At 68.6% G+C, this 25,238-nt stretch carries 19 protein-coding genes; 9 read left to right on the forward strand and 10 right to left on the reverse strand.

All coding sequences use genetic code 11. From position 1 onward, the window contains the following. Positions 1–4: 4 nt before the first annotated feature. From xdhB to EV138_RS30180, 4 genes are all read right to left on the reverse strand, one after another. The gene (gene xdhB / locus EV138_RS30165; protein WP_133983052.1) at positions 5–2,395 is read right to left on the reverse strand and encodes a xanthine dehydrogenase molybdopterin binding subunit; all 2,391 of its coding nucleotides are present in this window, start codon (positions 2,393–2,395) and stop codon (positions 5–7) included. After that, on the reverse strand, positions 2,392–3,846 hold the full coding sequence (locus EV138_RS30170; protein ID WP_133983054.1) for a xanthine dehydrogenase small subunit: 1,455 nt from the start codon (positions 3,844–3,846) through the stop codon (positions 2,392–2,394). The genes xdhB and EV138_RS30170 overlap by 4 nt, the downstream gene beginning before the upstream one ends. Further along, positions 3,843–5,756: a 2-oxo-4-hydroxy-4-carboxy-5-ureidoimidazoline decarboxylase gene (gene uraD, locus EV138_RS30175; RefSeq protein WP_133983056.1), complete on the reverse strand. Its 1,914-nt coding sequence runs from the start codon at positions 5,754–5,756 to the stop codon at positions 3,843–3,845. The genes EV138_RS30170 and uraD overlap by 4 nt, the downstream gene beginning before the upstream one ends. A 142-nt stretch (positions 5,757–5,898) precedes the next feature. Continuing rightward, complete coding sequence (locus tag EV138_RS30180) at positions 5,899–7,431, reverse strand: PucR family transcriptional regulator (RefSeq protein ID WP_133983057.1); 1,533 nt, start codon at positions 7,429–7,431, stop codon at positions 5,899–5,901. 198 nt (positions 7,432–7,629) lie between these two features. Between EV138_RS30180 and EV138_RS30185 the strand changes: the two genes are divergently transcribed. From EV138_RS30185 to EV138_RS30220, 8 genes are all read left to right on the forward strand, one after another. Beyond that, on the forward strand, positions 7,630–8,475 hold the full coding sequence (locus tag EV138_RS30185; RefSeq protein ID WP_133983059.1) for a hydroxypyruvate isomerase family protein: 846 nt from the start codon (positions 7,630–7,632) through the stop codon (positions 8,473–8,475). Next, positions 8,472–9,356 (forward strand): 2-hydroxy-3-oxopropionate reductase, encoded by an 885-nt coding sequence (locus EV138_RS30190; protein ID WP_133983061.1) that lies wholly within the window; start codon positions 8,472–8,474, stop codon positions 9,354–9,356. Before EV138_RS30185 ends, EV138_RS30190 begins: the two co-directional genes overlap by 4 nt. Then, positions 9,356–11,131 carry a glyoxylate carboligase gene (gcl, locus tag EV138_RS30195; RefSeq protein WP_133983063.1) on the forward strand — a complete coding sequence of 592 codons (1,776 nt, stop codon included), beginning with the start codon at positions 9,356–9,358 and terminating at the stop codon, positions 11,129–11,131. The genes EV138_RS30190 and gcl overlap by 1 nt, the downstream gene beginning before the upstream one ends. Then, entirely contained in the window at positions 11,131–12,267 is a 1,137-nt protein-coding gene (locus tag EV138_RS30200) for a glycerate kinase (protein ID WP_133983065.1), read from the forward strand. Before gcl ends, EV138_RS30200 begins: the two co-directional genes overlap by 1 nt. After that, positions 12,264–13,607, forward strand: a complete 1,344-nt coding sequence (gene allB, locus EV138_RS30205) for an allantoinase AllB (protein ID WP_133983067.1) — start codon at positions 12,264–12,266, stop codon at positions 13,605–13,607. Before EV138_RS30200 ends, allB begins: the two co-directional genes overlap by 4 nt. Next, positions 13,604–14,428 carry a bifunctional allantoicase/(S)-ureidoglycine aminohydrolase gene (locus EV138_RS30210; protein ID WP_133983069.1) on the forward strand — a complete coding sequence of 275 codons (825 nt, stop codon included), beginning with the start codon at positions 13,604–13,606 and terminating at the stop codon, positions 14,426–14,428. Before allB ends, EV138_RS30210 begins: the two co-directional genes overlap by 4 nt. A gap of 61 nt (positions 14,429–14,489) precedes the next feature. Continuing rightward, positions 14,490–15,749 carry an aspartate aminotransferase type Ic gene (locus EV138_RS30215; RefSeq protein WP_238158507.1) on the forward strand — a complete coding sequence of 420 codons (1,260 nt, stop codon included), beginning with the start codon at positions 14,490–14,492 and terminating at the stop codon, positions 15,747–15,749. 92 nt (positions 15,750–15,841) lie between these two features. Beyond that, positions 15,842–17,155, forward strand: coding sequence for an ABC transporter ATP-binding protein (locus tag EV138_RS30220; RefSeq protein WP_238158508.1), 1,314 nt, complete (start codon positions 15,842–15,844; stop codon positions 17,153–17,155). Here EV138_RS30220 and EV138_RS30225 read toward each other — a convergent pair. From EV138_RS30225 to EV138_RS30250, 6 genes are read right to left on the reverse strand one after another with little or no spacing between them, the layout of a single operon-like run. After that, the gene (locus EV138_RS30225; RefSeq protein WP_133983073.1) at positions 17,152–18,243 is read right to left on the reverse strand and encodes an ABC transporter ATP-binding protein; all 1,092 of its coding nucleotides are present in this window, start codon (positions 18,241–18,243) and stop codon (positions 17,152–17,154) included. The two genes, EV138_RS30220 and EV138_RS30225, sit on opposite strands and share 4 nt — an antisense overlap. Further along, complete coding sequence (locus EV138_RS30230) at positions 18,240–19,244, reverse strand: ABC transporter ATP-binding protein (protein ID WP_133983075.1); 1,005 nt, start codon at positions 19,242–19,244, stop codon at positions 18,240–18,242. Before EV138_RS30230 ends, EV138_RS30225 begins: the two co-directional genes overlap by 4 nt. Beyond that, positions 19,231–20,157: an ABC transporter permease gene (locus EV138_RS30235; RefSeq protein WP_133983078.1), complete on the reverse strand. Its 927-nt coding sequence runs from the start codon at positions 20,155–20,157 to the stop codon at positions 19,231–19,233. The genes EV138_RS30230 and EV138_RS30235 overlap by 14 nt, the downstream gene beginning before the upstream one ends. Positions 20,158–20,161: 4 nt before the next feature. After that, positions 20,162–21,160: an ABC transporter permease gene (locus tag EV138_RS30240; protein WP_133983080.1), complete on the reverse strand. Its 999-nt coding sequence runs from the start codon at positions 21,158–21,160 to the stop codon at positions 20,162–20,164. A gap of 37 nt (positions 21,161–21,197) precedes the next feature. Continuing rightward, a complete protein-coding gene (locus EV138_RS30245) occupies positions 21,198–22,907 on the reverse strand; it encodes an ABC transporter substrate-binding protein (protein ID WP_133983083.1) in 1,710 nt (569 codons plus the stop codon). A 32-nt stretch (positions 22,908–22,939) separates the two neighbouring features. Next, positions 22,940–23,872 carry an ROK family protein gene (locus EV138_RS30250; protein ID WP_133983085.1) on the reverse strand — a complete coding sequence of 311 codons (933 nt, stop codon included), beginning with the start codon at positions 23,870–23,872 and terminating at the stop codon, positions 22,940–22,942. A gap of 121 nt (positions 23,873–23,993) precedes the next feature. Here EV138_RS30250 and EV138_RS30255 point away from each other — a divergent pair, with 121 nt between their 5' ends. Further along, on the forward strand, positions 23,994–25,187 hold the full coding sequence (locus EV138_RS30255; protein ID WP_133983087.1) for an ROK family transcriptional regulator: 1,194 nt from the start codon (positions 23,994–23,996) through the stop codon (positions 25,185–25,187). The last annotated feature ends 51 nt before the right edge of the window (positions 25,188–25,238 follow it).

Below are 25,238 nucleotides of genomic sequence, written 5' to 3' on the forward strand. Positions count from 1 at the left end.
TCGCTCACCTCCCTTCCGGTCCCACGAACTCTCGCGAGTGCGAACGCGAGTCCGATCCCGAGTGTGAGGTCGAGCGGGCGCGATCCAGCGCCCAGTAGACCGCCTCGGGCGTGGCCGGCGACGGCAGCTCGACACTCGTCCCAGCAGGACCGAAGGCCGCCGCTGCCTGCCGGAGCGCCTCTCGGACGGAGAAGGCGAGCATCAGCGGCGGTTCACCCACGGCCTTCGAGCCGTAGACGGCACCGTCCTCGTGCGCCTTCTCCAGCAGCCGGACGTTGAAGACCTCCGGCATCTCGGAGAAGCTCGGCAGCTTGTAGGTACTGGCCGCTTGGGTCGCCAAGCGGCCCCGGTGCGGACCGTCGCTCTCGTCCCAGCGGAGATCTTCGAGCGTCAGCCAGCCGGCACCCTGGACGAAACCGCCCTCGATCTGGCCGAGGTCGACCAACGGGCTGAGGCTGTCGCCGACGTCATGGACGATGTCGACCTGCCGCAGTCTGTAGGCACCGGAGAAGCCGTCCACCTCCACCTCCGCCGCGGCCACGCCGTACGCGAAGTACTTGAACGGCTCGCCCCGCATCGCGTTGGCATCCCAGTGCAGACCCTCGGTGCGGTAGAACCCGGCTGCCCACAGCTGGACCCGCTGGAAGTAGGCCGCGAGGACGACCTCGTCCCAGCTCAGCGTCTCGCTGTCGAAGGTCAGCCCGCGGACGGCACCGTCGACGAACCGGACATCCTTCGGGTTGATCCCGAGCTTGGCGGCGGCAACTTGTTCGAGCCGCTCGCGGATCTGCTCGCAGGCGTTCTTGATCGCCGCCCCGTTGAGGTCGGCACCCGAGCTGGCAGCGGTGGCCGAGGTGTTCGGCACCTTGTCGGTCCGCGTCGGCGCCAGCCTCACCCGCGACAGCGGTACGCCGAGGCAGGTGGCCGCCACCTGCAGCATCTTCGTGTGCAGGCCTTGTCCCATCTCGGTGCCGCCGTGGTTGATCAGCACCGAGCCGTCCTTGTAGACGTGCACGAGCGCCCCGGCCTGGTTGAAAGCGGTCAGGTTGAACGAGATGCCGAACTTGACCGGCGTCATCGCGATCGCCCGCTTGGTGTCCGGGTGGGACACGTTGAACGCGTCGATCTCCGCCTTGCGCCGCTCGATCCCGCCGGTCCCGAGCACCTCGCTCCAGCACGCCTCCAACCGGTCGGCATGACGAACAGGCTGGCCGTACGGCGTACTGTGCTGCGGCTGGTAGAGATTGCGGCGGCGCAGCTCCATCGCGTCGTACCCGAGCAGGGGTGCGCAACGACCGAGCAGGTCCTCCACGACGAGCATGCCCTGCGGTCCGCCGAAGCCGCGGAAGGCCGTCTGCGAGGTCTTGTTGGTCTTGGCGATCCGGCCGTCGACGCGGACGTTCGGGATCCAGTACGCGTTGTCGATGTGGCACATCGCGCGGGCGAGCACCGGTTCGGACAGGTCGAGGCTCCAGCCGCCGTCGGCGGTCAGGGTCGCATCGAGCGCCACCAGGTGACCGTCGTCGTCGAAGCCGGCCCGCCATTCACTGTGGAAACCGTGACGCTTGCCCGTCATCGTCACGTCCTGGGTGCGGTTGAGCCGCAGCCGGACCGGGCGCCCGGTCAACGTCGCGCCGAGTGCGGCGATGGCCGCGAAGCCGTGCGGCTGCATCTCCTTGCCGCCGAATCCACCGCCCATCCGCAGGCACTGCACGGTCACGGCGTGGCTCGCGACGCCGAGCACGTGCGCGACGATCTCCTGCGTCTCCGAAGGATGCTGGGTGCTGCTCTGCACGAAGATCTGGCCGCCCTCGTCGACCAGCGCCAGCGCGGCGTTGGTCTCGAGGTAGAAGTGCTCCTGCCCAGCGAACTCGAACTCGCCGCTGAACACGTGTGGTGCCGCCGCCAGTGCCGCCTCGACGTCACCGCTCTCCAGATGCCGCCCGGTTCCCTGGAAGTTGCCTGCGGCAATGGCTTCGCGAACGGTCACCAGCGAAGGCAGCGGCTCGTACTCGACCTCCACCGCCGCCGCGCCGAGCCGAGCAGCCTCCAAGGTCTCGGCGAGCACCCAGCAGATCGCGTGTCCGTGGAACATCACCTCGTCCGGGAAGAGCGGCTCGTCGTGCTTCACCCCGGCGTCGTTGACGCCCGGCACGTCCTCGCCGGTCAGCACCCGGACCACCCCCGGTACGTCGTACGCGGGCTTCACCTTGAGCGAGAGGATCCGCGCGTGTGCGTGCGGCGACTGGACGGGGAAGGCGTGCAGGACATCGCGGGTCCGCATCACCAGGTCGTCGGTGTAGAGAGCCTGACCGGTGACATGAAGCGCTGCGCTTTCGTGTGGCAGCGGCAGACCGACCACGCTTTGCTGCGGTCGTTGGGACAGGGCGCTCATGCGCTCACCCCCTCCGGCGAGAGTTGCTGGGCATGGAAGCGGAGTAGTGACTGGCCGAGCATCGCCGAGCGGTACGACGCGCTCGCGCGGTGATCGTCCATCGGTGTTCCCTCGGCGGCCATCACGGCAGCGGCTTCGCGGACGGTGAATTCGGTCCACGGTTTGCCGATCAAGGCTTCCTCGGTCGCGCGGGCGCGCAGCGGCGTAGCAGCCACCCCGCCGAGACCGATGCGGGCCTGGCTGACAAGACCGTCGGTGACCTCGACGGCATAGCCAACGGCAACGCTGGAGATGTCGTCGAACCTTCGCTTGGCGATCTTGTGGAAGGCGGTCATCGGTGCCAACGGCAACGGAATCAGGACGGCCCGGATCAGCTCGTCGGGTGCCTTGAGTGTCTCCCGGTAGCCGGTGAAGTAGTCGGCCAGGGCAACGACCCGCTCGCCGCGGTGGGACGCCAGGACCAGCGAGGCGTCGAGCGCCAGCAACGCGGGCGGCGTGTCGCCGATCGGAGAGCCGGTCCCGAGGTTGCCGCCGATCGTGGCGCCGTTGCGGATCAACCGGGAGGCGAACTGCGGGAACAACTGTGCGAGCAACGGAACCCGGCCGCCGAGCATCCGCTCGAGCTCGCTCAACGTCAGCGCGGCCCCGATCCGGATCTCGTCCGCCCCGACCGCGAATTCGCGCAGCTCGGCCAGCCGGTCCACGGCCACGACCAGAGGCGCTCGTACGCCGCGCAGGTTCACCTCCACGCCGACATCGGTCGACCCGGCGACGATCCGCGCCTCCGGCCGTTCGGCCAGCAGCCCGAGAACGTCGTCGAGACTGGCCGGCCGCAGGAATTCCGACCCGTCGACGGCCAGCCGCGTGGCAGGCGCCGGGGGAGGCGGCGACGACCGCCGAGTGGCGAGCGCGTCGTTCTCTTCCGGTACGCCGAGCGCGTACGCCGCGTCGCGGATCGGCCGGTAGCCGGTGCACCGGCAGAGGTTTCCACTGAGCGCGTGCAGGTCGAAGCCGTTCGGGCCGTGCTCGTGGTCGCCGGCGCACGGCGTACGAGCGGGGCGGTAGTACTCGGCGGCCATGCTGCAGACGAAGCCCGGCGTACAGAAGCCGCACTGGGATCCGCCGCGGACGGCCATTTCCTCTTGCACCGGGTGAAGCTCAGCCGGAGAACCGAGACCTTCCGAGGTGACGATCTCCTGGCCGTCCAGAGCGGCGGCCGGGAGCAGGCACGCGTTCACGGCGGTCCACTCGGTCGCGCTGTCGATACCGGGGCGGGCGACGAGCACGGAACACGCGCCGCATTCGCCTTCGGCGCAGCCCTCCTTCGCTCCCGTCAGGCCGCGGTCGCGGAGCCAGTCGAGCAGGGTGGTGTGCACGGGCACGCCGTCGAGCCGGGTGTCTTCGCCGTTCACCTTGACGGCGGCCGCGCGCAGGGTTTGGAGAGTACTCATCGGCTGCTGCTCCAGCGGGTTCGTGCGCTGTGGATGGGGTTCGCGTCCTGCAGGAAGTCGTCGAAGCGGTAGCCCGCGATCTTGGCGATCTCCAGCAGGGCGGCGGCGTGTTCCTGGTTCTCGCAGTTGCCGAGCCGGACCCGGCCCTGCTCGACGATCCGGTCGAACGACTCCGCGTCCCGCACCGAGATGACCAGCGGGAAGCCGAAGCGCTCGCGGTACGCGGCGGTGATCGAGGCGAGCTCGTCGCGATCCGGCTCGGACAGGTAGGTCAGGCCGCGGGCCGCCTGGTCGCGCAGCGACGCCTCGCCGCTGAGTCCGTCCGCGACGAACTGCGAGCCGAGCTGCGGGTAGGACTCGATCAACTCGCGCTGCTCGTCCTTCGATCCGGAGAAGAGTGCCTCCTGGAACGAGCGGCGGAGCGCGTGGGTGTCGGCGAACGGCCGCATCTCCCAGGCCCGCTCGACCATCCAGGTGGGTCCCTGGAACAGATCGGAGAAGGTCGCGACGAACTCGGCGCGGCTCATCTCGTTCACCTGGTCCAGCCGGATGGTGTCGCCCGGCTGGCCGGCGACGGCGGGGCCGAAGTCCTTGCCGACGTGGTGGAACAGCAGGTTGAGCCCGATCGCGGTCAGGCTGCCGAGGGTGATGCCGCTGCCGAAGATGATCTCGGCCCAGCCCGGCACCGCCTGGGAGATCTGCGGCTGCGCGGTGACGTACATGGCCAGGCCGACGCTGGTCGCCACGATCACCACGTTGCGGTGGTCGTGGAAGTCGACCTTGGCCAGTGTCTGGAACCCGACGACCGCGACGGTGGCGAACATCGCCAGGGCGGCGCCACCCAGTACCGGATGCGGGACTCCCGCGACGACAGCACCGGCCTTCGGCACCAGGCCGAGCAGGATCATGATCCCGCCGGCGGCCGCGACCACCCAGCGGCTCTTCACCCGGGTGAGCCGGACCAGGCCGACGTTCTCGGCGAAACACGTGTAGGGGAAGGAGTTGAAGACACCGCCGATGGTGGTGGCTAGGCCGTCGGCGCGCAGTGCCCGGGCGATGTCTTCGCGGCCGATCCGCTTCTCGACGATCTCGCCGGTCGCGAACACGTCACCGGTGGTCTCGACGGCGGTGATCAGCATGACCACGATCATCGAGATGATCGCCGCGACCGAGAACTTCGGCCAGCCGAAGTTGAACGGCGTGGTCACGCCGACCCAGTTCGCGCCGCTGACCGCGCCGAAGTGGGCGTCGCCGAAGGCCCAGGCGACCGCCGTGCCGACGACGAGGCCGACCAGGACGGCGATCGTCGCCAGGAAGCCCTTGAAGATCCGCTGGATCGCGACGATCAGCGCCAGCGTTCCCAGTGCGTAGGCCAGGTTCTTCCCGCTGGTCGGGTCGGAGGTCGGGCCTGCGCCGCCAGTGGCATCCCCGGCGGCCACGGGCAGCAGGGCCAGGCCGATGATCGTGATGACCGAGCCGGTCACGACGGGTGGGAAGAACCGGATCAGCCGGCTGAAGTAGGGGGCGATCAGGAAGGTCGCCAGACCGGCCACGAGCACCGCGCCGTAGATGACCAGCAGGCCGTCGGTCCCACCTCCGGCGGCGAGGCCGATCGCGATCATCGGCGAGACCGCGGTGAAGGTGACGCCCTGCAGCAGCGGCAGCCGGACCCCGACCTTCCAGAAGCCGACCGACTGGATGATCGAGGCGATGCCGCAGGTGAACAGGTCGGCGTTGATCAGGTGCACCAGCTGGCCGGTGCTCAGCCCGATGGAGTTCGCCAGCAGGATCGGGACGATCACCGCGCCGGCGTAGAAGGCGAGGACGTGCTGGGTGCCGTACACGGCGAGGCGTCCGGGCGAGAGCACCTGGTCCACCGGATGACGGGAAGCTCGCGTTTTTGCCTTCATCGGGCACCTTCCAAGGGGTCGCGGGCGGTTCTGGCCTGCACGACAGCTTGGGCTCAGCGGAGCGCGGATTGCACCCGAGGAACCTCCGAACTTGGCCCGATTCAGGGTCGCTCGCTTTGGAGGATCCTCCAAAGCGAGCGGCTCAGAGCGACTTGAGCGCCAGGAACACGTCGACGCGGTCCTCGAACCGCGACAGATCGCGACCGGTCAGTTGCTCGATGCGTTCGATCCGGTAGCGAACCGTGTTGACGTGCAGGTGCAGCGCCTCGGCCGCACGGGACCACGAGCCCGAACAGGCCAGGAACTCGTTCAGGGTCGCGATCAGGTCGGCGCGGGTCCGGCGGTCGTGTTCGAGAACCGGTCCGAGCACCCGGTGCGCGTAGGTGCGCCGTACGTCGTCCGGCACGGTGGCCAGCAGCAGAACGTGCGAGGCGACCTCGTCGGAGGTGACGACAGAGATCCGGGTTCGTCCGGCCAGCGCGGCCCGCTGGGCGAAGCGCGCTTCCTCCAGCGCACCGGTCAAGGCGTCGGCCGTCGTCTCGCCACTGACGCCGATCGTGAGCCTTGCCCTGGCCAGGCCGGGGGAGAGCCGGCCGAAGGCGCGACGAAGCAGATTCGGCAGGTCCGGAGAAGCGGGCAGCAAGGCGACCGGCAGTCCGTCGCGTCCGGTGGCGACGACCGCGGGACCGACGGTGAGTGCGACGTCCTCGAAGATCGTCAGCGCGATCTCGACCGGCCCGTCGTCGCGCAACTCGCCCACCGCGACGACCATCGGCCGGTCCGAGTGCACTCCGGCCTGGCGCAAGCGGGTTGCGACCTCGGCCGGTGGTCCGCCGGACTCGATCAGAGCGAGCGCGTCGGCGACCAACGGTCGCAGAGCAAGGCGGCCTTCGTCGCGGCGTACTCGGTCGAGGGCCGCGATCGCAGACAGTTCCTGCACCGCCTCGACATGGGCACGGGACCACTGGGTGTGGTCGCCCTCGACGACCAGCAGCCAGGCGGTCAGCCGGTTCCCGAGTCCCGACCCGATCGGGAACAGGCTGTACGGCGTACCGTCGGCCTCCGCGACCGCCGGGGTGCGTTCGGCGGTCAGGAACCGCCGCGTCACCGCGTCGAGAGTGTCGTCGTCCAGTGGCCCGGGCCCCGGTACGACGTGTCGCCCGGTGGAGGTGATCACCCGGCAGTCGTGCCCGATCTCGGTCGAGATCCGGGCCGTCAGCTCGTCGAGACTGCGGCCGGAAGCGATTGCCGACAGCAACTGCCGCTGGCGGACGAGACTCGCGGACAACCGGGCGCCGGTGTCGGCCGAACCGGCGGCCGCGACGTACTCCGTCACGTCCGCGAAGGCGACCTCGGTGGGCACCTCGACGAGGGTGACCTGGTGGCGCCGGCAGGCCTCGAGCAGATCGTCGGGGATCGTGCCGAGCAGTGCCTTGCCGGCGAGGATCGTGGTGGCGCCCCGGCCCGCGACCGAGGCGACAAAGGTCTCGCTGTCCGCGGCACCGCGGCGCCAGACCAGCCCGGTCAGGACCAGCTCGCCGCCGTTGAGGTAGTTACCCGGTTCGAGCAGGTCGGTGGTGATGATCCGGCCGATCGGACGGTCGTAGGCGCCTTGGGCCGCATGCAGCAGCTGGAGCCGCAGTTCGGGTGCGTCGAACAGCTCCGAGAGCAGCATCTCGACCTCCTCAGCCCGGCAAGCTCCTTGGAGGAACGTACAACGCGGGCCCGCGCGCGCGATACGTCCGTGGGGGCAACGTCCAGACCTGGCCGGTCCGGTCGCCCGGCGCTTGACGGGCCGGTGCGAGCCATCCTATGGTCATTTCGCATAGCAGAAGCAAGTTTCCATAATGCGGAAATATGAGAGAAGGATCCCATGGGCCACGCACTGCGCTACGCGGTGAACTGCTCGATCCTGTTCACCGAGCTGCCGCTGCTGGAGCGTCCGGTGGCCGCGCGGCAGGCCGGATTCGGCGCCGTCGAGTTCTGGTGGCCGTTCGCCGAGGCGGTGCCGACCGATCGCGAGGCGGATGCCTTCGTGACCGCGGTCCGGGACGCCGGTGTCCAGCTGATCGGGCTGAACTTCTTCGCCGGCGACATGCCGGCCGGCGATCGCGGCCTGGTCTCCTGGCCCAAGCGGGCCGGCGAGTTCCGGGACAACATCGAGGCCACCCTCGGCATCGGCGACCGGCTCGGCTGCCGGGCCTTCAACGCCCTCTACGGCAACCGGGACGACAACCACTCCACGACCGAGCAGGACGAACTCGCCGTCGAGAACCTCGGCCTCGCCGCTCAGGCCGCTGCCCGGAGCGACGCGCAGGTGCTGGTGGAACCGGTCAGCGGCGCAGACAGGTATCCGCTGCGCACGGCCGCCGACGTACTGGCCGTCATCGATCGAGCGCAGACGGCGTACGGCGTACAGAACGTCGGCCTGCTGGCCGATCTCTACCACCTCGCGGTCAACGGTGACGACGTCGATCGGGTGATCGCGCAGTACGCCGACCGGATCGCGCACGTCCAGATCGCCGACGCGCCGGGCCGCAACGAGCCCGGCACCGGCACGCTCCCGCTCGATGCCCAGCTGGCCGCGCTCGCGGCCGGCGGCTACGGCGGCTGGGTCAGCTTGGAGTACAAGCCGGCCACCACCACTGTCGACAGCTTCGGCTGGCTGCCGCGCGAACGCCGCGGCGCGGCCGACCCCGCCAAGGAGACTCAGTCATGACGAACATCGCCTTCATCGGCCTCGGCATCATGGGCAGCCCGATGGCCGTCCACCTCGCCACCGCCGGGCACCAGGTCGCCGGCGTGAACCTCGACCCGTCCCGGGCCAGGCCGCTCGTCGAGGCGGGCGGCCGCGCGGCCGAATCGATCGCGGACGCGGTCAAGGACGCCGACGTGGTCTGCGTGATGGTTCCGGACTCACCGGACGTCGAACTGGTGCTCGCCGGCGAGGGTGGCGTGTTCGAGAACGCGCAGCCGGACGCGCTGATCATCGACTTCTCCAGCATCCGGCCGGACGTCACCATCGAGCTGGCCCGGCAGGCCCGCGAGCGCGGCTTCCGGCTGCTCGACGCCCCGGTCTCCGGCGGCGAGACGGGTGCGCGAAATGCCGCGCTGTCCATCATGGTCGGCGGCGAGGCCGGTGACTTCCAGGAAGCCAGGCCGTTGTTCGACGCGGTCGGCAAGACCATCGTCCATGTCGGTGCGAGTGGAGCCGGGCAGACGGTGAAGGCAGCGAACCAGCTGATCGTCGCCGCCAACATCCAGGCGCTCTCCGAGGCCGTCGTCTTCCTGGAGGCGTACGGCGTGGACACGAAGGCGGCCCTCGAAGTACTGGGCGGCGGGCTGGCCGGGTCGGCGGTGCTGAACCAGAAGAAGGAGAACATGTTGTCGCGCTCCTTCCAGCCGGGCTTCCGGATCGACCTGCACCACAAGGACATGGGCATCGTCACCGCGGCCGCCCGCGAGCGAGGGGTCGTCGTACCGCTCGGTTCGCTGGTCGCGCAGTTGGTGGCGTCCGCCCGGGTGAACGGCGACGGCGGTCTCGACCACTCCGCTCTGCTGCGCGGCGTCGAGCGGCTGTCCGGAAAGGCGTCGGACTGATGGCCCGGATGCGCGCGGTCGACGCCGCGGTCCTGATCCTGGAGAAGGAAGGCGCCACCCAGACCTTCGGTCTGCCCGGTGCGGCGATCAACCCCTTCTACAGCGCGATGAAGAAGCACGGCGGGATCAAGCACGTGCTGGCCCGCCACGTCGAGGGCGCCTCGCACATGGCCGAGGGCTACACGCGGGCCAAGGCGGGCAACATCGGCGTCTGCATCGGTACGTCGGGTCCCGCCGGCACCGACATGATCACCGGCCTGTACTCCGCCTCGGCCGACTCGATCCCGATCCTGTGCATCACCGGGCAGGCGCCGGTGGCGAAATTGCACAAGGAGGACTTCCAGGCCGTCGACATCGCCTCGATCGCGAAGGCGGTCGCCAAGTGGGCGGTCACGGTGATGGAGCCGGCGCAGGTGCCCGGTACGTTCCAGCAGGCCTTCCAGTTGATGCGCTCGGGTCGTCCCGGACCGGTGCTCATCGACCTGCCGATCGATGTCCAGCTGACCGAGATCGAGTTCGACATCGAGACGTACGAGCCGCTCCCGGTGGTCCGGCCGGCGGCGACGCGGGCTCAGGCCGAGAAGGCGCTCGCACTGCTCAATCAAGCTGAGCGGCCGCTGATCGTTTCTGGTGGCGGAGTCGTCAACGCCGACGCGGCCGACCTGCTGGTGGAGTTCGCCGAGTTGGTCGGAGTGCCGGTCGTACCGACGCTGATGGGCTGGGGGACCATCCCGGACGACCATCCGCTGGCGGCCGGGATGGTCGGGCTGCAGACCTCACACCGGTACGGCAACGCCACCCTGCTGGCGTCCGACCTGGTGTTCGGGATCGGCAACCGGTGGGCCAACCGGCATACCGGCTCGGTCGGGACGTACACCGAGGGACGGAAGTTCGTGCACGTCGACATCGAGCCGACGCAGATCGGCCGGGTGTTCGCGCCGGACTACAGCATCGTCTCCGACGCTCGCGCCGCGCTGGCGGTCTTCGTCGAGGTGGCTCGTGAGTGGGCGGCTGCCGGCCGGCTGACCGACCGTTCGAGCTGGGTCGACGAATGCCGGGCGCGCAGGAGGTCGTTGCAGCGCAAGACGCACTTCGACAGCGTGCCGATCAAGCCGCAGCGGGTCTACGAGGAGATGAACCGGGCGTTCGGTCCCGACACCCGGTATGTGTCCACGATCGGGCTGTCACAGATCCAGGCCGCGCAGATGCTGCACGTGTACCGGCCGCGGCACTGGATCAACGCCGGTCAGGCGGGTCCGCTCGGGTGGACCATTCCGGCCACGCTGGGCGTCGCGGTCGCCGATCCGGAGAGCACTGTCGTGGCGCTGTCGGGGGACTACGACTTCCAGTTCCTGATCGAGGAACTGGCGGTCGGGGCGCAGTTCAACATCCCGTACATCCACGTCGTCGTGAACAATTCCTACCTCGGGCTGATCCGGCAGGCGCAGCGCGGGCTGGACATGGACTACTGCGTCCAGTTGTCGTTCGAGAACATCAACAGCCCCGAGTTGAACGGCTACGGCGTCGATCATGTCAAGGTCGCGGAAGGACTCGGCTGCAAGGCCGTCCGGGTGTCCGCTCCGGACGAGATCCTGCCCGCGCTCGAACAGGCGAAGAAGCTGATGGTCGAACACCGGGTCCCGATCGTGGTCGAGATCATCCTGGAACGCGTCACCAACGTTGCCATGGGCACCGAAATCGACACCGTGACCGAATTCGAACCGCTGGCGGAACGCCCCGAAGACGCACCGACCGCCGTCGCCCTGCTCGCCTGATGCGCATCTTGGTTGCCGCTGACAAGTTCAAAGGCAGTTCGAGTAGCGCCGAAGTGGCGGCCGCAGTGAGTGACGGCGTACGGCGGGTTCGGCCGGACGTTGTGATCGACTCGGTGCCCGTGGCTGACGGCGGCGACGGCACTCTCGCCGCCGCCCTCGCCGCGGGATTCGAGCTCGTACCGCGAACTGCCACCGGTCCGACGGGTGAGCCGGTGTCCACCGGCTTCGCGCGGCGGGGTGACGTTGCCGTTGTCGAGTTGGCCGAGGCGTCGGGGCTGAGCCGGCTGCCCGGGGGCGAGCCGGCTCCGCTGACCGCGAGTTCGCGCGGTACGGGCGAGCTGATCGCCGCGGCGATCGACAGCGGTTGCACCCAGGTGATCCTGGGGATCGGCGGCAGCGCCTGCACCGACGGCGGAGCAGGACTGCTCCGAGCCCTCGGCGCCCGGCTGCTGGACGCAGACGGCGAGGAACTGACAGAAGGTGGCGCCGCGCTGGCATCGGCTGACTCGCTCGATCTGACCGCACTCAACGACCGCCTGGCCGGAGTACAGATTGTCGTGGCGTGCGACGTGGACAACCCGCTGACCGGTCCGACCGGCGCGGCGGCGATCTACGGCCCGCAGAAGGGTGCATCGCCCGAGCAGGTCGAGCAATTGGATGCTGCGCTCACACACTGGTCCAACCTGGTCGGGTCTCAGTGCCGTGACCTGCCTGGGGCCGGCGCGGCGGGGGGTGTGGGGTTCGCGGCGTTGGCGGTGTTGGGGGCGGGGATGCGGCCGGGGATCGAGCTCTTGCTCAATCTGGTTGGGTTTCAGGAGCGGGTGGAGGACGCTGAGTTGGTGATCACCGGCGAAGGGGCGCTGGATGAGCAGACCTTGCGTGGGAAGGCGGTCGCTGGTGTCGCCGCGGCTGCGCGCAAGGCCGGCGTACCGGTGGTGGCGGTGTGTGGGAGCAACCGACTCGACGACGACCGGCTGAGGGAAGCTGGAATCGCGGCCGTCTATGCGTTGACGGACCTCGAACCCGACGTACGGAAGTGCATCGCCGAACCCGTTCCGCTGCTGAGGCAGCTCGGTGAGCGGATTGCCGGCGACTGGAGCTTTACGATGACTGCAACTGAGAGGGGCGTCGTATGACCGCGCTGGACCTCGTCGTCCGGGCCCGCCGGATCATCGGTACGACGGGCGACCTGCCCGGCGCTGTCGGCGTGAAAGACGGCCGGATCGTCGCCGTCGAGCCGTACGAGTCGGCCCTCGCAGGCGCCCGCGAACACCACCTCGGCGACGACGAGGTGCTGCTTCCAGGCCTGGTCGATTCGCATGTGCACGTCAACGACCCGGGCCGGACCGACTGGGAAGGCTTCACCAGCGCCACTCGCGCGGCGGCCGCCGGCGGCGTCACCACGATCATCGACATGCCACTCAACAGCATCCCGCCGACCTGCGACGTGCCCGCGCTGGAGTTGAAGCAGAAGGTCGCCGGGAGCCAGGCGTACGTCGACGTCGGGTTCTGGGGCGGCGCGATTCCTGGCAATGCCAGCCAGTTGCGTCCGTTGCACGACGCCGGTGTCTTCGGCTTCAAGTGCTTCCTGCTGCATTCGGGCGTCGACGAGTTCCCGCCGCTGAACCCGGCGGAGCTCGAGCTCGCGATGCGCGAGATCAGCGCGTTCGACGGGCTGCTGATCGTGCACGCCGAGGACGCCCACCGGATCGAGGACGCGCCCGCGCCGAACGGGGCCAGCTATCAAGACTTCCTCCGCTCGCGACCGCGCGAAGCGGAGTACGCCGCCATCGCCGACGTCATCGGGCTCGCCGCGCTGACCGGCTGCCGGGTGCACATCCTGCACGTCTCGAGCGCGGACGTGCTGCCGATGCTGGCGGAGGCGCGTCGTGACGGCGTACGGATCACCGCGGAGACCTGTCCGCACTACCTCACCTTTTCCGCCGAGGAGATCCCCGCCGGGGCCACCCAGTACAAGTGCTGTCCGCCCATTCGTGAAGCGGAGAACCGCGAGCTGCTCTGGGAAGGCCTGCGGGACGGTGTGATCGACCTGGTCGTCTCGGATCACTCGCCCTCGACGGTCGACCTCAAGTGCCTGGAATCCGGTGACTTCGGCGTGGCCTGGGGTGGCATCGCCTCGCTCCAGCTCGGTCTGCCGGCGGTGTGGACGCAGGCGCGCCGCCGTGGCTTCACATTGACCGACGTGGCGAGCTGGATGTGCCAGGCGCCCGCGAACCAGGTGGGCCTGCGAAACAAGGGCAGGATCGAGCCCGGGTACGACGCGGACTTCTGCGTCCTCGCGCCGGACCAGACCTTCGTCGTGGACGCTCATGCTCTGCAGCACAAGAACCCGCTCACACCGTACGACGGCATGTCGCTCACCGGAGTCGTCCGGGAAACCTGGCTTCGCGGTGAGCCTGTCGACCTCGCAGCCGGCCACCGGGGACGCCTGCTGACCCTAGGAGAACAACGATGACGTACTACGCTCCGGCCGGTGGACTGCCGGCTCAGACCGAGCTGACCACCGACCGCGCCGTCTTCACCGAGGCGTACGCCGTCCTGCCGCGCGGGACGATGCGCGACATCGTCACCAGCCAGTTGCCGTTCTGGGAGCACACCCGGCTGTGGGTGCTGGCCCGGCCGCTGTCCGGCTTCGCGGAGACGTTCTCGCAGTACATCGTGGAGGTCGCGCCGGGCGGTGGCAGCGACAAGCCGGAGACGGATCCCGGTGCCGAGGCCGTCCTGTTCGTTGTCGAGGGCAACTTGTCCCTCACCGTGGAAGGCGACAAGCACGAGCTCGAACCGGGTGGCTACGCGTTCCTGCCGCCGGCGGCCGACTGGACGGTGCGCAACACCAGCGACAGCAGGGTCGTGTTCCACTTCGTTCGCAAGGCCTACGAGCACGTGGAGGGCATCGACGTACCGGAGGCGTTCGTCACCAACGAGGCGGACGTCGAGGGGCACGAGATGCCGGACACGGACGGGCGCTGGAAGACCCAGCGGTTCGCCGATCCGCTCGACGTACGCCACGACATGCACGTCAACATCGTCACCTTCGAGCCCGGCGGGGTGATCCCTTTCCCGGAGACGCACGTGATGGAACACGGGCTCTACGTGCTGGAGGGCAAGGCGGTCTACCTGCTCAACAAGGACTGGGTCGAGGTGCAGGAGGGCGACTTCATGTGGCTGCGGTCCTTCTGCCCACAGGCCTGCTATGCCGGTGGACCGGGCCGCTTCCGCTATCTGCTGTACAAGGACGTCAACCGGCATCCGAGGCTTCCGAGGCATCACCTGTGACTGTCGCGATGTTGTGTCGTTAGGCTCTTCGGCGTACCGCCTAACGGTGAAAGGGACCCTCGTGACCAGCAATGAAGAGTTGACGGCCCAGCGCGATCGTGCGCGCCAGGACTACGAGGCGCTGGTCGCCCGGGGGCTGAAGCTGGATCTCACCCGGGGGAAGCCGTCGCCGGACCAGCTCGATCTCGCACAGGGACTGCTGGAGTTGCAGGGCCCGCTGACCGCGGCCGACGGGACCGACCTGCGCAACTACGGCGGCCTGCACGGCCTGCCGGAGTTGCGGGAGATCTTCAGCGACGCCCTCCAGGTTCCCGTCGAGCAGTTGCTGGCGGCCGGGAACTCCAGCCTGGAGTTGATGCACGACGCGGTCGTGTTCGCTCTGCTCAGCACGCTTCCCGGCGGCGAGCGTCGCTGGGTGGAGGAGCCGGAGATCGCGTTCCTCTGCCCGGTGCCCGGGTACGACCGGCACTACGGCATCTGCGAGCGGTACGGCATCACGATGATTCCGGTGCCGATGACGGCCGAGGGACCGGACATGGACGTGGTGGAACGCCTCGTCGCCGAAAATCCTGCGGTCAAAGGCATCTGGTGCGTACCGAAGTACAGCAACCCGGACGGTGTCGTGTACTCCGACGAGACCGTGCGCCGGCTGGCCGCGATGGAGACCGCCGCGCCGGACTTCCGGATCTTCTGGGACAACGCGTACGCCGTCCATCACCTGGCCGAGGAGCCGGCCGAGATCGCCGACGTCCTCGCGCTCGCGGCCGAGCACGGTCACGCCGACCGGGTGTTCGTCTTCGGCTCCACCTCGAAGATCACCTTCGCCGGAGCAGGCGTCGCGTTCTTCGGTTCCTCACCGGCCAACGTGACCTGGTGGCTGAGCCACACCGTGAAGCGCAGCATCGGACCGGACAAGATCAACCAGTTGCGGCACGTGCGGTTCCTCAAGGACGCCGACGGTCTGCGCGAGCACATGGCCCGGCACGCCGCGGTGATCCGGCCGAAGTTCGACGTGGTGGACAAGATCCTCACGGCCGAGCTCGGCGACACCGGGCTGGCGTCGTGGACCCGCCCGGCCGGCGGCTACTTCATCAGCCTCACGGTGCCCGAGGGTTGTGCTCGCGAGGTGGTTGCGAAGGCCAAGGCGGCCGGCATCGCCTTGACCCCGGCCGGTGCGACCCACCCGTACGGCGACGAGCCCGCGGACCGGACGATCCGGATCGCCCCGACGTACCCCGATCCGGCCGAACTCGAGACCGCGATCACCGGCCTGGCGACCTGTGTCCGGCTAGTTGCTCTTGACAAGCTCTTGAACGCGTAATCCTTTCCTGACGCGGCGTGTTCAGGGTTTGTGAACTCTGGACAGGCACCGTCCGGACACGGTCTACTCACCCTTGATCGACCGGGAGGGCCGTGACAGGAATCAGGCTGGACTCCGTGTCCAAGGTGTACGACGGTGGGCAGCTGGCCGTCAACGAGCTGTCCCTGGAAATCGAGGACGGCGAGTTCATGGTGCTGCTCGGACCGTCGGGGTGCGGGAAGACGACCGTCCTGCGGATGATCGCGGGGCTGGAGGACCTGACCAGCGGTTCGGTCTGGTTCGACCGTACCGAGGGCACCGGGCTGACGCCCAGGGACCGCGGGGTCGCGATGGTCTTCCAGAACGGCGCGCTCTACCCGAACCGGACGGCCCGGGAGAACATCATCTTCCCGTTGCGGATGGCGGGGGAGGACCTGGTCGAGGCCAACGCCAAGGCTTCAGGGCTGGCCCGGATCCTCGGCATCGACGGCGCGCTCGACCGGTTGCCACGCACCTTGTCGGGTGGCCAGCGGCAAAGGGTCGCGATCGGCCGGGCGATCGTCCGGCAGCCCAAGGTGTTCCTGATGGACGAGCCGCTGTCGAACCTGGACGCCACCATGCGCACCGAGTTGCGGCAGGAGATCGGGTCGATGACCCGGGACCTGAAGGTGACGACGGTCTACGTCACGCACGACCAGGTGGAGGCACTCACGCTGGCCGACCGGATCGCGATCATGCGCGACGGCCGGATCGAGGACGTCGGCACCCCGTCGCAGATCTACGACGACCCGGCGACGGCCTTCACCGCCGGCTTCCTCGGTACGCCGAGGATCAACCTGATGACCGCCACGGTCCGGGTCGCCAGCCACCACCGGGTCACGCTGGACTTCGGCAGCCAGTCGATCGCGCTCCCACCGACCGATCGCCGATCCATGATCCTGCGCGACCACGCCGGTGAGCAGGTCGTCGTCGGTGCCCGCTCGGACGCCTTCCACGTGACGTTGGACGGCGGCGAGGCGAACCAGCTGTCCGGCACGATCCGGACGCTGGAATTCCACGGCAACCAGTGGATCGCGTTCGTCACCGCCGGGATCGAGTTGCTGAACCCCGATCTGATCGGAGTCACCCGCAGCCGGCGGGTCAGAGGTGGCCGGCCCACGTCGCACAGCGCCGGCTCTCGGGCCCACCGTACGGCGGGGCGCGTGTCGGCCCTGGCTGCCAAGGCGCGCTCCGTGATCGGCCGCGAGTACACGCCACCGCCGCCGGAGCCGCTCGCGTCGGCGACCCACCGGCGCTCCGACCTGGTCCTCGAGCTCGACAACGTCGCGAACCTCAAGGCGCACGACACGATCCACCTGGTGGTGGACGTCAACCGCATCCACATCTTCGACCAGCAAGGCCGCCGGGTGGACCGCGTCAAACGCTAGTTCTTCCCGCCGTCCGGCTCCGCTGGGGTGGCGACCGGGTCCGGGGAGGCGAAGCCGGGGTCGGGCTGGGCGACGTGGCAGGCGGCGGTGTGGCGCTCGCCGAGCAGCCGGAGCTTCGGCGTGATGTGGTGGCACTCGTCGATCGCCAGCGGGCAGCGCCAGCGGAAGCGGCAGCCGGGGGCGGGGTCGATGACCTTCGGCGGCTCGCCGGTGTCACCCTCGACGCCGACACTGAGCGGTGCGCGCGGATCGGGCACCGCGCCGAGCAACAGATCCGTGTACGGGTGCTTGGGGTTGGCCAGGACGGACTCGGCCGGACCGGACTCGACGATGTGACCGGCGTACATGATCATCAGCCGGTCCGCGACGTACCGCGCGCTGGCGATGTCGTGCGTGATGTAGAGGAACGACACCCCGGCCGACTCGCGCAGTTCCGCCATCAGGTTGAGCAGACCGATCCGGATCGACACGTCGAGCATGGAGACCGGCTCGTCCGCCAGGATCAGCTTGGGCTGGTGGGCGAGCGCCTGCGCGAAGCCGATCCGCTGCCGCTGACCACCACTGAGCTCGTAGGGATAGCGATGCAGGATGTCGGCGGCCGGCGCCAGGCCGACCTGCTCGACCACCCGCGCGGCTTCGTCGTACCGCTGGTCGCGGGTGAGCTCGCGGTTGTGCAGTTTCAGGCTGCGCAGGATGCCGTGCGAGACGCGGAAGGCGGGGTTGAGCGAGCTGAACGGATCCTGGAAGACCATCGGTACGTCGCCGCGGTACGCGAGCTGCTCCCGGCGTGACCGCATCGCCGACACCGGCCGGCCCTGGTAGTAGATCTCGCCGCTGGTCGGCTGGTAGACGCCCGCCAGCAGCCGGGCGATCGTGCTCTTGCCGCTGCCGCTCTCTCCTGCCAGCGCGACGATCTCCTGGCGCTCGACGGTGAGGTTGACGTCGTCGACGGCGTGCAGCATCTTGCGGGAGAAGCCGCGGCCGACCCGGAAGTGCTGGGTCAGGTTCTTGGTCTCGAGCAGCGGACCGGTGGACGCATCCCCGGCCGGCTCGGCGGGGGACACCTTGTCGGTGCTGACCTCGGTCATGAGGTCGCCTCCTGCTTCGGTTCGGTCAGTACGCCGTCAGGTGCGTGCAGCAGGCAACGAGCCTGCACGGCTCCGACCTGGTAGAGCTCGGGCTCGATCTTGGGACAGTCGCCGAACGCCACCGGGCAGCGGGGATGGAAGCGGCACCCACTGGGTGGGTGGGCGAGGTTCGGCGGGCTGCCCGGAATCCCGGTCAGCGGGACCTTCGGCCCGCGGATCGAGGGAAACGCGTCGAGCAATCCCTTGCTGTACGGGTGCGCCGGATGATCGAAGACCGCCCGGGTGGCGCCGAGCTCGACCACCTGGCCGGCGTACATGACGAGCAGCTGGTCGGAGAAGTGGCTGACCAGCGACATGTCGTGGGTGACGAAGACGACCGCGAAGCCGAGCTGCCGCTGCAACTCCTTGATCTGCACCATCAACGACCGTTGGGCGACGACGTCGAGGGCCGAGGTCGGCTCGTCCATGATGATCAGATCCGGTGTGAACAACAGCGCCATCGCGATCATGGCCCGCTGCCGCATCCCGCCGCTGAGCTGATGTGGATAGCTCTTCAGGTGGATCGGGTCGATGCCGACCAGCCGCAGTACTTCGGCCGGCCGGTCGTCGGCGACCGGCTCGTCGTGCGCCATGATCGCGTCGTGGAACTGGGCGCCGATGCTCTTCACCGGGTTCAGCGCGTTCATCGCGCTCTGCATCACCACGGAGAAGTCGCGCCAGCGCAAGGCCGCGAGCTCTTTCTCGCTCATCGCCACGAGATTCTGGCCCTGGAACAGCACGCTGCCCGCGGTGATGGCGGCCGGTGGGCTCAGCAGTTGGGCGATGGCGAACAGCAGCGTCGACTTGCCGCAGCCGGACTCGCCGACCACGCCGACGAATTCACCGGCCCGGACCTCGAGATCCACCCGATCGACCGCGACGACCGGCTGGTCGCCGGTGTCGTATTCGACGGTGAGATCGCGGACCTCAAGAATTGGCTTGCCCTCGTTATGACCGTGCACGTCGCCTCCGAACCGGGCGCAGGGCCGGGTTGCTGATCTCGTCGAACGCGTAGTTGAGCAGGGCGAAGGCGACTCCGAGCAGGGCGACCGCCAGACCCGGCGACAGTGCCCAGGCCGGTAGTCCGTTCACCAGCGCACCTTGGTTCTGTGCCCAGTAGAGCATCGTGCCCCAGCTGAGTGAGTTGGGATCGCCGAGTCCGAGGAACTGCAGGCCGGCCGCCGTCAGCACGGAGTACAGGGCGGCGCCGAGGAAGTTCGCGACGATCAGCGAGATCATCGTCGGCAGCATCTCGACCACGATGATGTACGACCGGCGCTCGCCGCGGACCCGGGCCGATTCGAGGAAGTCGCGGTTGCGCAGCGACAGCGCCTGCGCGCGCATCTGCCGGGCGCCGTACGACCAGCCGGTCAGGATCAGCACGAAGATGATGACGGTCAGATTCCCTTTGCCCGCGTAGGTCGCCAGCACGATGATCAGCGGGAACGTCGGGAGCACCAGGAAGATGTCGGTCAGCATCGAGAGCCCGTCGTCGGCGAAGCCGCCGAGGTAGGCGGCCGAGACGCCGATGACCACCGACAGGATGGTCGCGCCCAGACCCGCGACGATGGCGATCACGAGCGATTCGCGCGTGCTGTAGATCAGTTCGGCGTACACGTCCTGGCCGAGGCCCGTCGTACCGAGCCAGTGCTTGCCCGACGGTCCTTCCAGGGGCAGGTCGCCGATCGCCCGTGGATCGCCGTGCAGCCAGGGGACGAACAGGTGCGGGAACGCGGCGAGCAGGACGAACAGCAGCAGCAGAGCCGCCCCCAGCATGGCTTTGCGGTTGCGCATGACGGCCCGCAACAGGCCGCCCCGCGGGCGACGGCCCGCGCTCGGAGCAGTTGTGGCGGTACCGGCGACGATCGCACTCATTGGCTCAACCCTTCGTCCGGGCTCGTGGATCGAGCAGGAAGACCGCGAAGTCGCAGAGCAGGACACAGATCAGTACGGCGAGCGTCACCAGCAGGAAGAGGGCCTGCAGCAACGGATAGTCCGTACTCACGGTGGCGTTGTAGAACATGTATCCCAGTCCGGGGTAGTTGAAGACGTACTCGACCAGGATCGTGCCGGAGATGACGAAGCCGAGCGACATCGCGAACCCGGACAGGTTGGGCAGGAACGCGTTGCGGCCGGCGTACCCGAACATGATCCGCCGGTTCGGGATGCCCTTGGCCCGGGCCATCCGGACGTAGTCCTCGGCCAGGGTGGCGATCATGTTGTTGCGCATGGTCAGGATCCAGCCGCCGACCGCGGTGATCAAGATGGTGCCGGCCGGCAGGATGCCGTGTTTGAGCACGCTCAGGATGAACTCACCGTTGAAGCCCGGGGTCAGGCCCTGCTCGTAGTTGAAGTCGTTGGGCAGCAACGGGTTGTTGCCGATGGCAAACAAGGAGATCAGCAGCAGGGCCACCCAGAAGTACGGCAGCGCCGAGGTGACGATGAAGACCGGCGGCACGATCCCGTCGATCAGCCCGCCGCGCCGCCAGCCGGCGATCGTGCCGATCAGGGTGCCGAGGACGAACGCCAGGACGGTCGAGATGCCGACCAGGCCGAGGGTCCACGGCAGCGCGTCGCCGATCAGCGAGGTGACCGGTACGCCGAGGCTGCTGCCGACCGAGACTCCCCAGTGCCCGGTCACCATCGCCTTCAGGTACTCGACGTACTGGAGCAGGATGTTCTTGTCCGGGTCGAAGCCGAACTCGGCCAGCACGGTGCGCAACTGCTCCGGCGAGACCACCGAGCCGCCTTTGCTGAACCTCTCCCGCAAGGCCTGCTCGGGGCTGCCGGGCATCATCCGCGGGATGAAGAAGTTCAGCGTCATGGCCGCCCAGAGAGTGAGCACGAAGAAACCGAGGCGGCGGATCAGATACCTCACGGGCGGTCAGCTCCTTGTGCTCACTCTCGCGGACGACTTACTTCTGCGCGGACTTCGAGTACAGGTTCGCGAGCACCTGACCGACGTCCGGGATGTTGTACGGCGCCGGCTGGGCATACGGGTTGTCCTGGGTCGGCCAGCCCTGGAGGTCCTTGGTGTTGTACTGGTACCAGTCGACCGACTCGGTGGTCGGGATGACCGGCACGTCCTTGATCATGTACGACGAGATCTGCTTGATCAGCTTGACCTGCGTGTCCGCGTCGGCACTCGCGTACTGGTCGAACAGCTTGTCCACCTCGGGCTTGAGGTAGCGCGAGTAGTTGCTGCTGGCCTGCTTGCCGATCGGGGCGCTGTTCTTGGAGTACAGCAGTTGCCGCAGTTCGTAGTACGGCGTCGGGCCACCGGAGAGGCTGGAGTAGGCCAGGTCGTAGTCACCGGTGAAGAGCTTCTGGTTGTACGACTGCTGCTGCAGGTCCTGGACGGTCAGCTCGATCCCGACCTTGGCGAGCTGCTGCTTGACGACCGCGAGCGAGGCGTCCCAGTCGGTGTAGCCGGTGACCGTGATGACGTTGAGCTTGAGCGGGTTGGACGCGGAGTACCCGGCGCCCTGCAGCAGTTGCTTGGCCTTGTCCGGGTTCGGCTTGTCGTAGCCGGCCGTCGCCAGCGCGTCCTTGTCGAAGTACTTGTCGAAGGTCGGGGTGACGACGCCGGTCTGGTTCGCGGCCGGCTGGTAGCCGCTCTCACCGATCTTGGAGATCTGCTCGCGGTCGAGCGCGTAGGCGATGGCCTGCCGGACGGCCAGGTTGCTGGTCACCTTGTGCGACGGGTCGAGGTTCGGGATGATCGCGACGTTCGCGGTCGGCGGGAACCAGTAGTTGTTCTCCGGCGACTTCGACTTGTAGAACTTGTCGATGTTCGGGATGTACTGGCCACCCCATTGCGCCTTGCCGCTGGCCAGGTCGAGGTTGGCCGGGTTGTTGTCCAGGTACGCCGGGTACTGCACCTTCTCGACGTACGGCTTGCCCGGCTGCCAGTAGCTGCCGTTGGCAACGTAGGAGATGTTGTTGCTGCTGCACGAGGCGACCGTGAACGGACCGGTGCCGATCGGCTTGGTGTTGGCCCAGGTGCCCGGCTTGGACGCCGCCTCACCGGTGGACCAGACGTGCTTGGGGACGATGCCGACCTGGTTGGCGAAGTTGAAGAAGTAGGGCTCGGCGGCCGCCTTGAACTTCATCGTCACCTTGTCGCCGCTGCCGGTGACGCTGGTCAGGCCCGCACCGGTCCAGAGCGAGTACAGGTCGAGGGCCGGCTGTGCCTTCATCTGGTTGAAGGTGAAGACGACGTCGTCGGCGGTGAAGGGCTGACCGTCGCTCCACTTCACTCCCGACCGGATGGTGAAGACGATCGAGTCCTTCTTCGGCGACCAGGCGAAGGCCGTCGCGAGCATCGGGGTGGTGGCACCGCTCTTGAGCACGTTGACGAACGTCAGTGGCTCGTAGACGAAGCCCAGCGCCTGCTGGTTGACCGCCGGGTTGAACGGGTTGAACTGGCACGGCCAGGTCTGCCCGCCCACGTTGGCGATCGTGACCGTGCCGCCCTTCTTGTACGTCCCCTGGCCGCCGCCGCTGCTCGATGCCTGCGGGGTGCCCGACGACGCGCCCCCGATCGGTTTGTCACCACCGCCACAGCCCGCGGCCAGTAGGCCGACCGCAATCGCGGTGACGGCGACACGCTTGATGGCCCTCATCCTCTTCTGCCTTTCACTACTCGAATGAATGATCACGCGAAGGCCTCCTCGCCGAGGTCCGCGCCGGCGGCCTGGACTCCCAGGGCGAGCGCCCCGACCAGCGGTGCGTCCGAGGGAAATCGGGCAGTCGTCAATTCCGGTGGATACGGCACCGCGGCGTCGAGCGCGCGGCGCAACTCGGGCTCGATCCGGTCCCACGAACGCACCATGCCGCCCGCGACGACGATCCGGGCCGGGTCGATCGCGATGGCCAGATTGACCACGTGCAGGGCCAGTTCGCGGACGAACTCGGTGGTCAGCGCCGCCGCGTCCGGCCGGGTGGCCGCCAGCGCGAAGACCTCGGCCGCGGTCACCGGTTGCCCGAGCCGGTCGGTGCCGGTCGCTTCGAGCGCCTGGCCGCTCACCACTTCTTCCAGGATCGTGCGCTCCACCTCGGCGATCCCGACGTCCGCTGTGGTCCGCAGGTTGTAGCCGATCTCGCCGGACGCGCCGTGGGCGCCGGTGATGACCGTGCCGCCGGCAACGATCGCCGTGGCCAGACCGGTCCCCAGGTTGAGATAGATGCCGGGATCGCAACCGAGCAGCGCACCCCAGCGCAGTTCGGCGGTGGCCGCCGCCTTCACATCGTTGCCGAGCCGGACCGGTACGCCGGGAAAGGCGTCCTTCACCGACTGCCCGAAGGGGAGCTCGCCCCAGCCGGGAAAGGTCGGCGCGAGCTCGACCCGGTCGTCGTACGGGATGCCGAGCGTCGCCGCGCCCACAGCGACCAGTTCGCCCTGCGGTGCCACGTCCGTCAGCAACTCGCGGGCCGCGGCCAGGCTCCGGGCGAGCGCCGCTGCCGCGCCTGCTCCGGCCAGGCTTTCGACAGTCGTGGCGCCGAGGCGCCGGCCCTGCAGATCGCAGACCGCCGCGGCGATCTTCGTGCCCCCGAAGTCGAGTCCGAGGACAACCGGCGTACGAGTCATGGGCTGGCAACTCCTCGTGCCTACCAAATAGAATCAATCGGAAACTACGTTAACAATCACCGTCGGCACAAGGGTCTCCGGTGACGCCGGTATTAAGACTTCGCAACGTAAGGAGCGTCAGGTGACCGTTGTCGCGGGAGGTGCCGCCGCGGCCCGCCCGCGGCTGATCCGTGCGATCAACGAGCAGGTACTGCTGGATCACATCCGGCGATCCGGGCCGGTGTCGCGGTCCGAGCTCGCCACGCTGACGGGATTGTCCAAGCCGACGGTGTCGGCGGCCCTGAGCAGTATCGAGCGGGCCGGGCTGGTGCACGCCACCGGTCAGCGCACCGGTAGTCCCGGGCCGGCCGCGATCCTGTACGAGGTGCGCCCGGAAGCCGGGTTCGTGCTCGGGCTCGACGTCGGACGTGAGTACCTGCGCGGTGGGATCGCGGATCTGGCCGGCACCGTTCGGAGCCGGCTGAGCGTGCGGACGAAGGCCGGTGACGCGATGGCGCGGGTCCAGGAGCTGGCCGACCTGGCGACGAAACTCCAGGGTGAGGCGGGCATCCAGGCCTCGCAACTGGTGCAGACCGTGATCGGCAGTCCGGGTGTCTACGACCCGAGGCTCGACACGTTGACCTTGACCGGCCGGCTGTCGGGGTGGGACTCACCGGCCGTGCTGACCGCGCTGCGGGCGAGCTTCGGGGCCACGCTGATGATCGAGAACGACGTCGACGCGGCCGCCCTCGCCGAGCGGGTGCACGGTCATGGTCGCGGCGTCGACAGCTTCGCGTTCGTGTCCGTCGGCACCGGTATCGGCATGGGCCTGGTGCTGGACGGAAAGCTCCGGCACGGTTCGCACGGCGTCGCCGGTGAGATCGCCTACCTGCCGTTCACCGAAGGCAGCGGTAGCGATGCCCGGGACGCGCGCAAACGCGGCAGCTTCGACGCCTCGGCCTCGGCGGCGGCCGTCGTACGAGCCGCCAGGCGGGCGGGACTGCGGGGTGCCTCTTCGGCCGAGAAGGTCTTCGCGGCAGCGGCCCGCGGTGATGCGGTCGCGGCCGCGGTCGTCGCCGAAGAGGCGTTGCTGGTGGCCAAGGCGGTCTGCTCCGTGATCGCGGTGGTCGACCCGGACCTGATCGTGCTGGGCGGCGGCATCGGCCAGGCGCCGGGCTTCCTCGAAGCCGTCGTCGGCCAACTCCGCCGGCTGGCTCCGGTCCTGCCGGACGTGAAGGCCAGCGTCCTCGGCACCGAGACCGTCGTCGCCGGCTGTATCGCGGCCGGCCTCGACCAGGCCTGGGAACAGCTCGTCGGCCAGATCTCGCCCACTTGATGTGCCAGAACCCCTGACCGGCAACGAGCACCGGCCAGGGGTTCTGACGAG

It is taken from the genome of Kribbella voronezhensis, from assembly GCF_004365175.1.
Lineage (GTDB): Bacteria > Actinomycetota > Actinomycetes > Propionibacteriales > Kribbellaceae > Kribbella > Kribbella voronezhensis.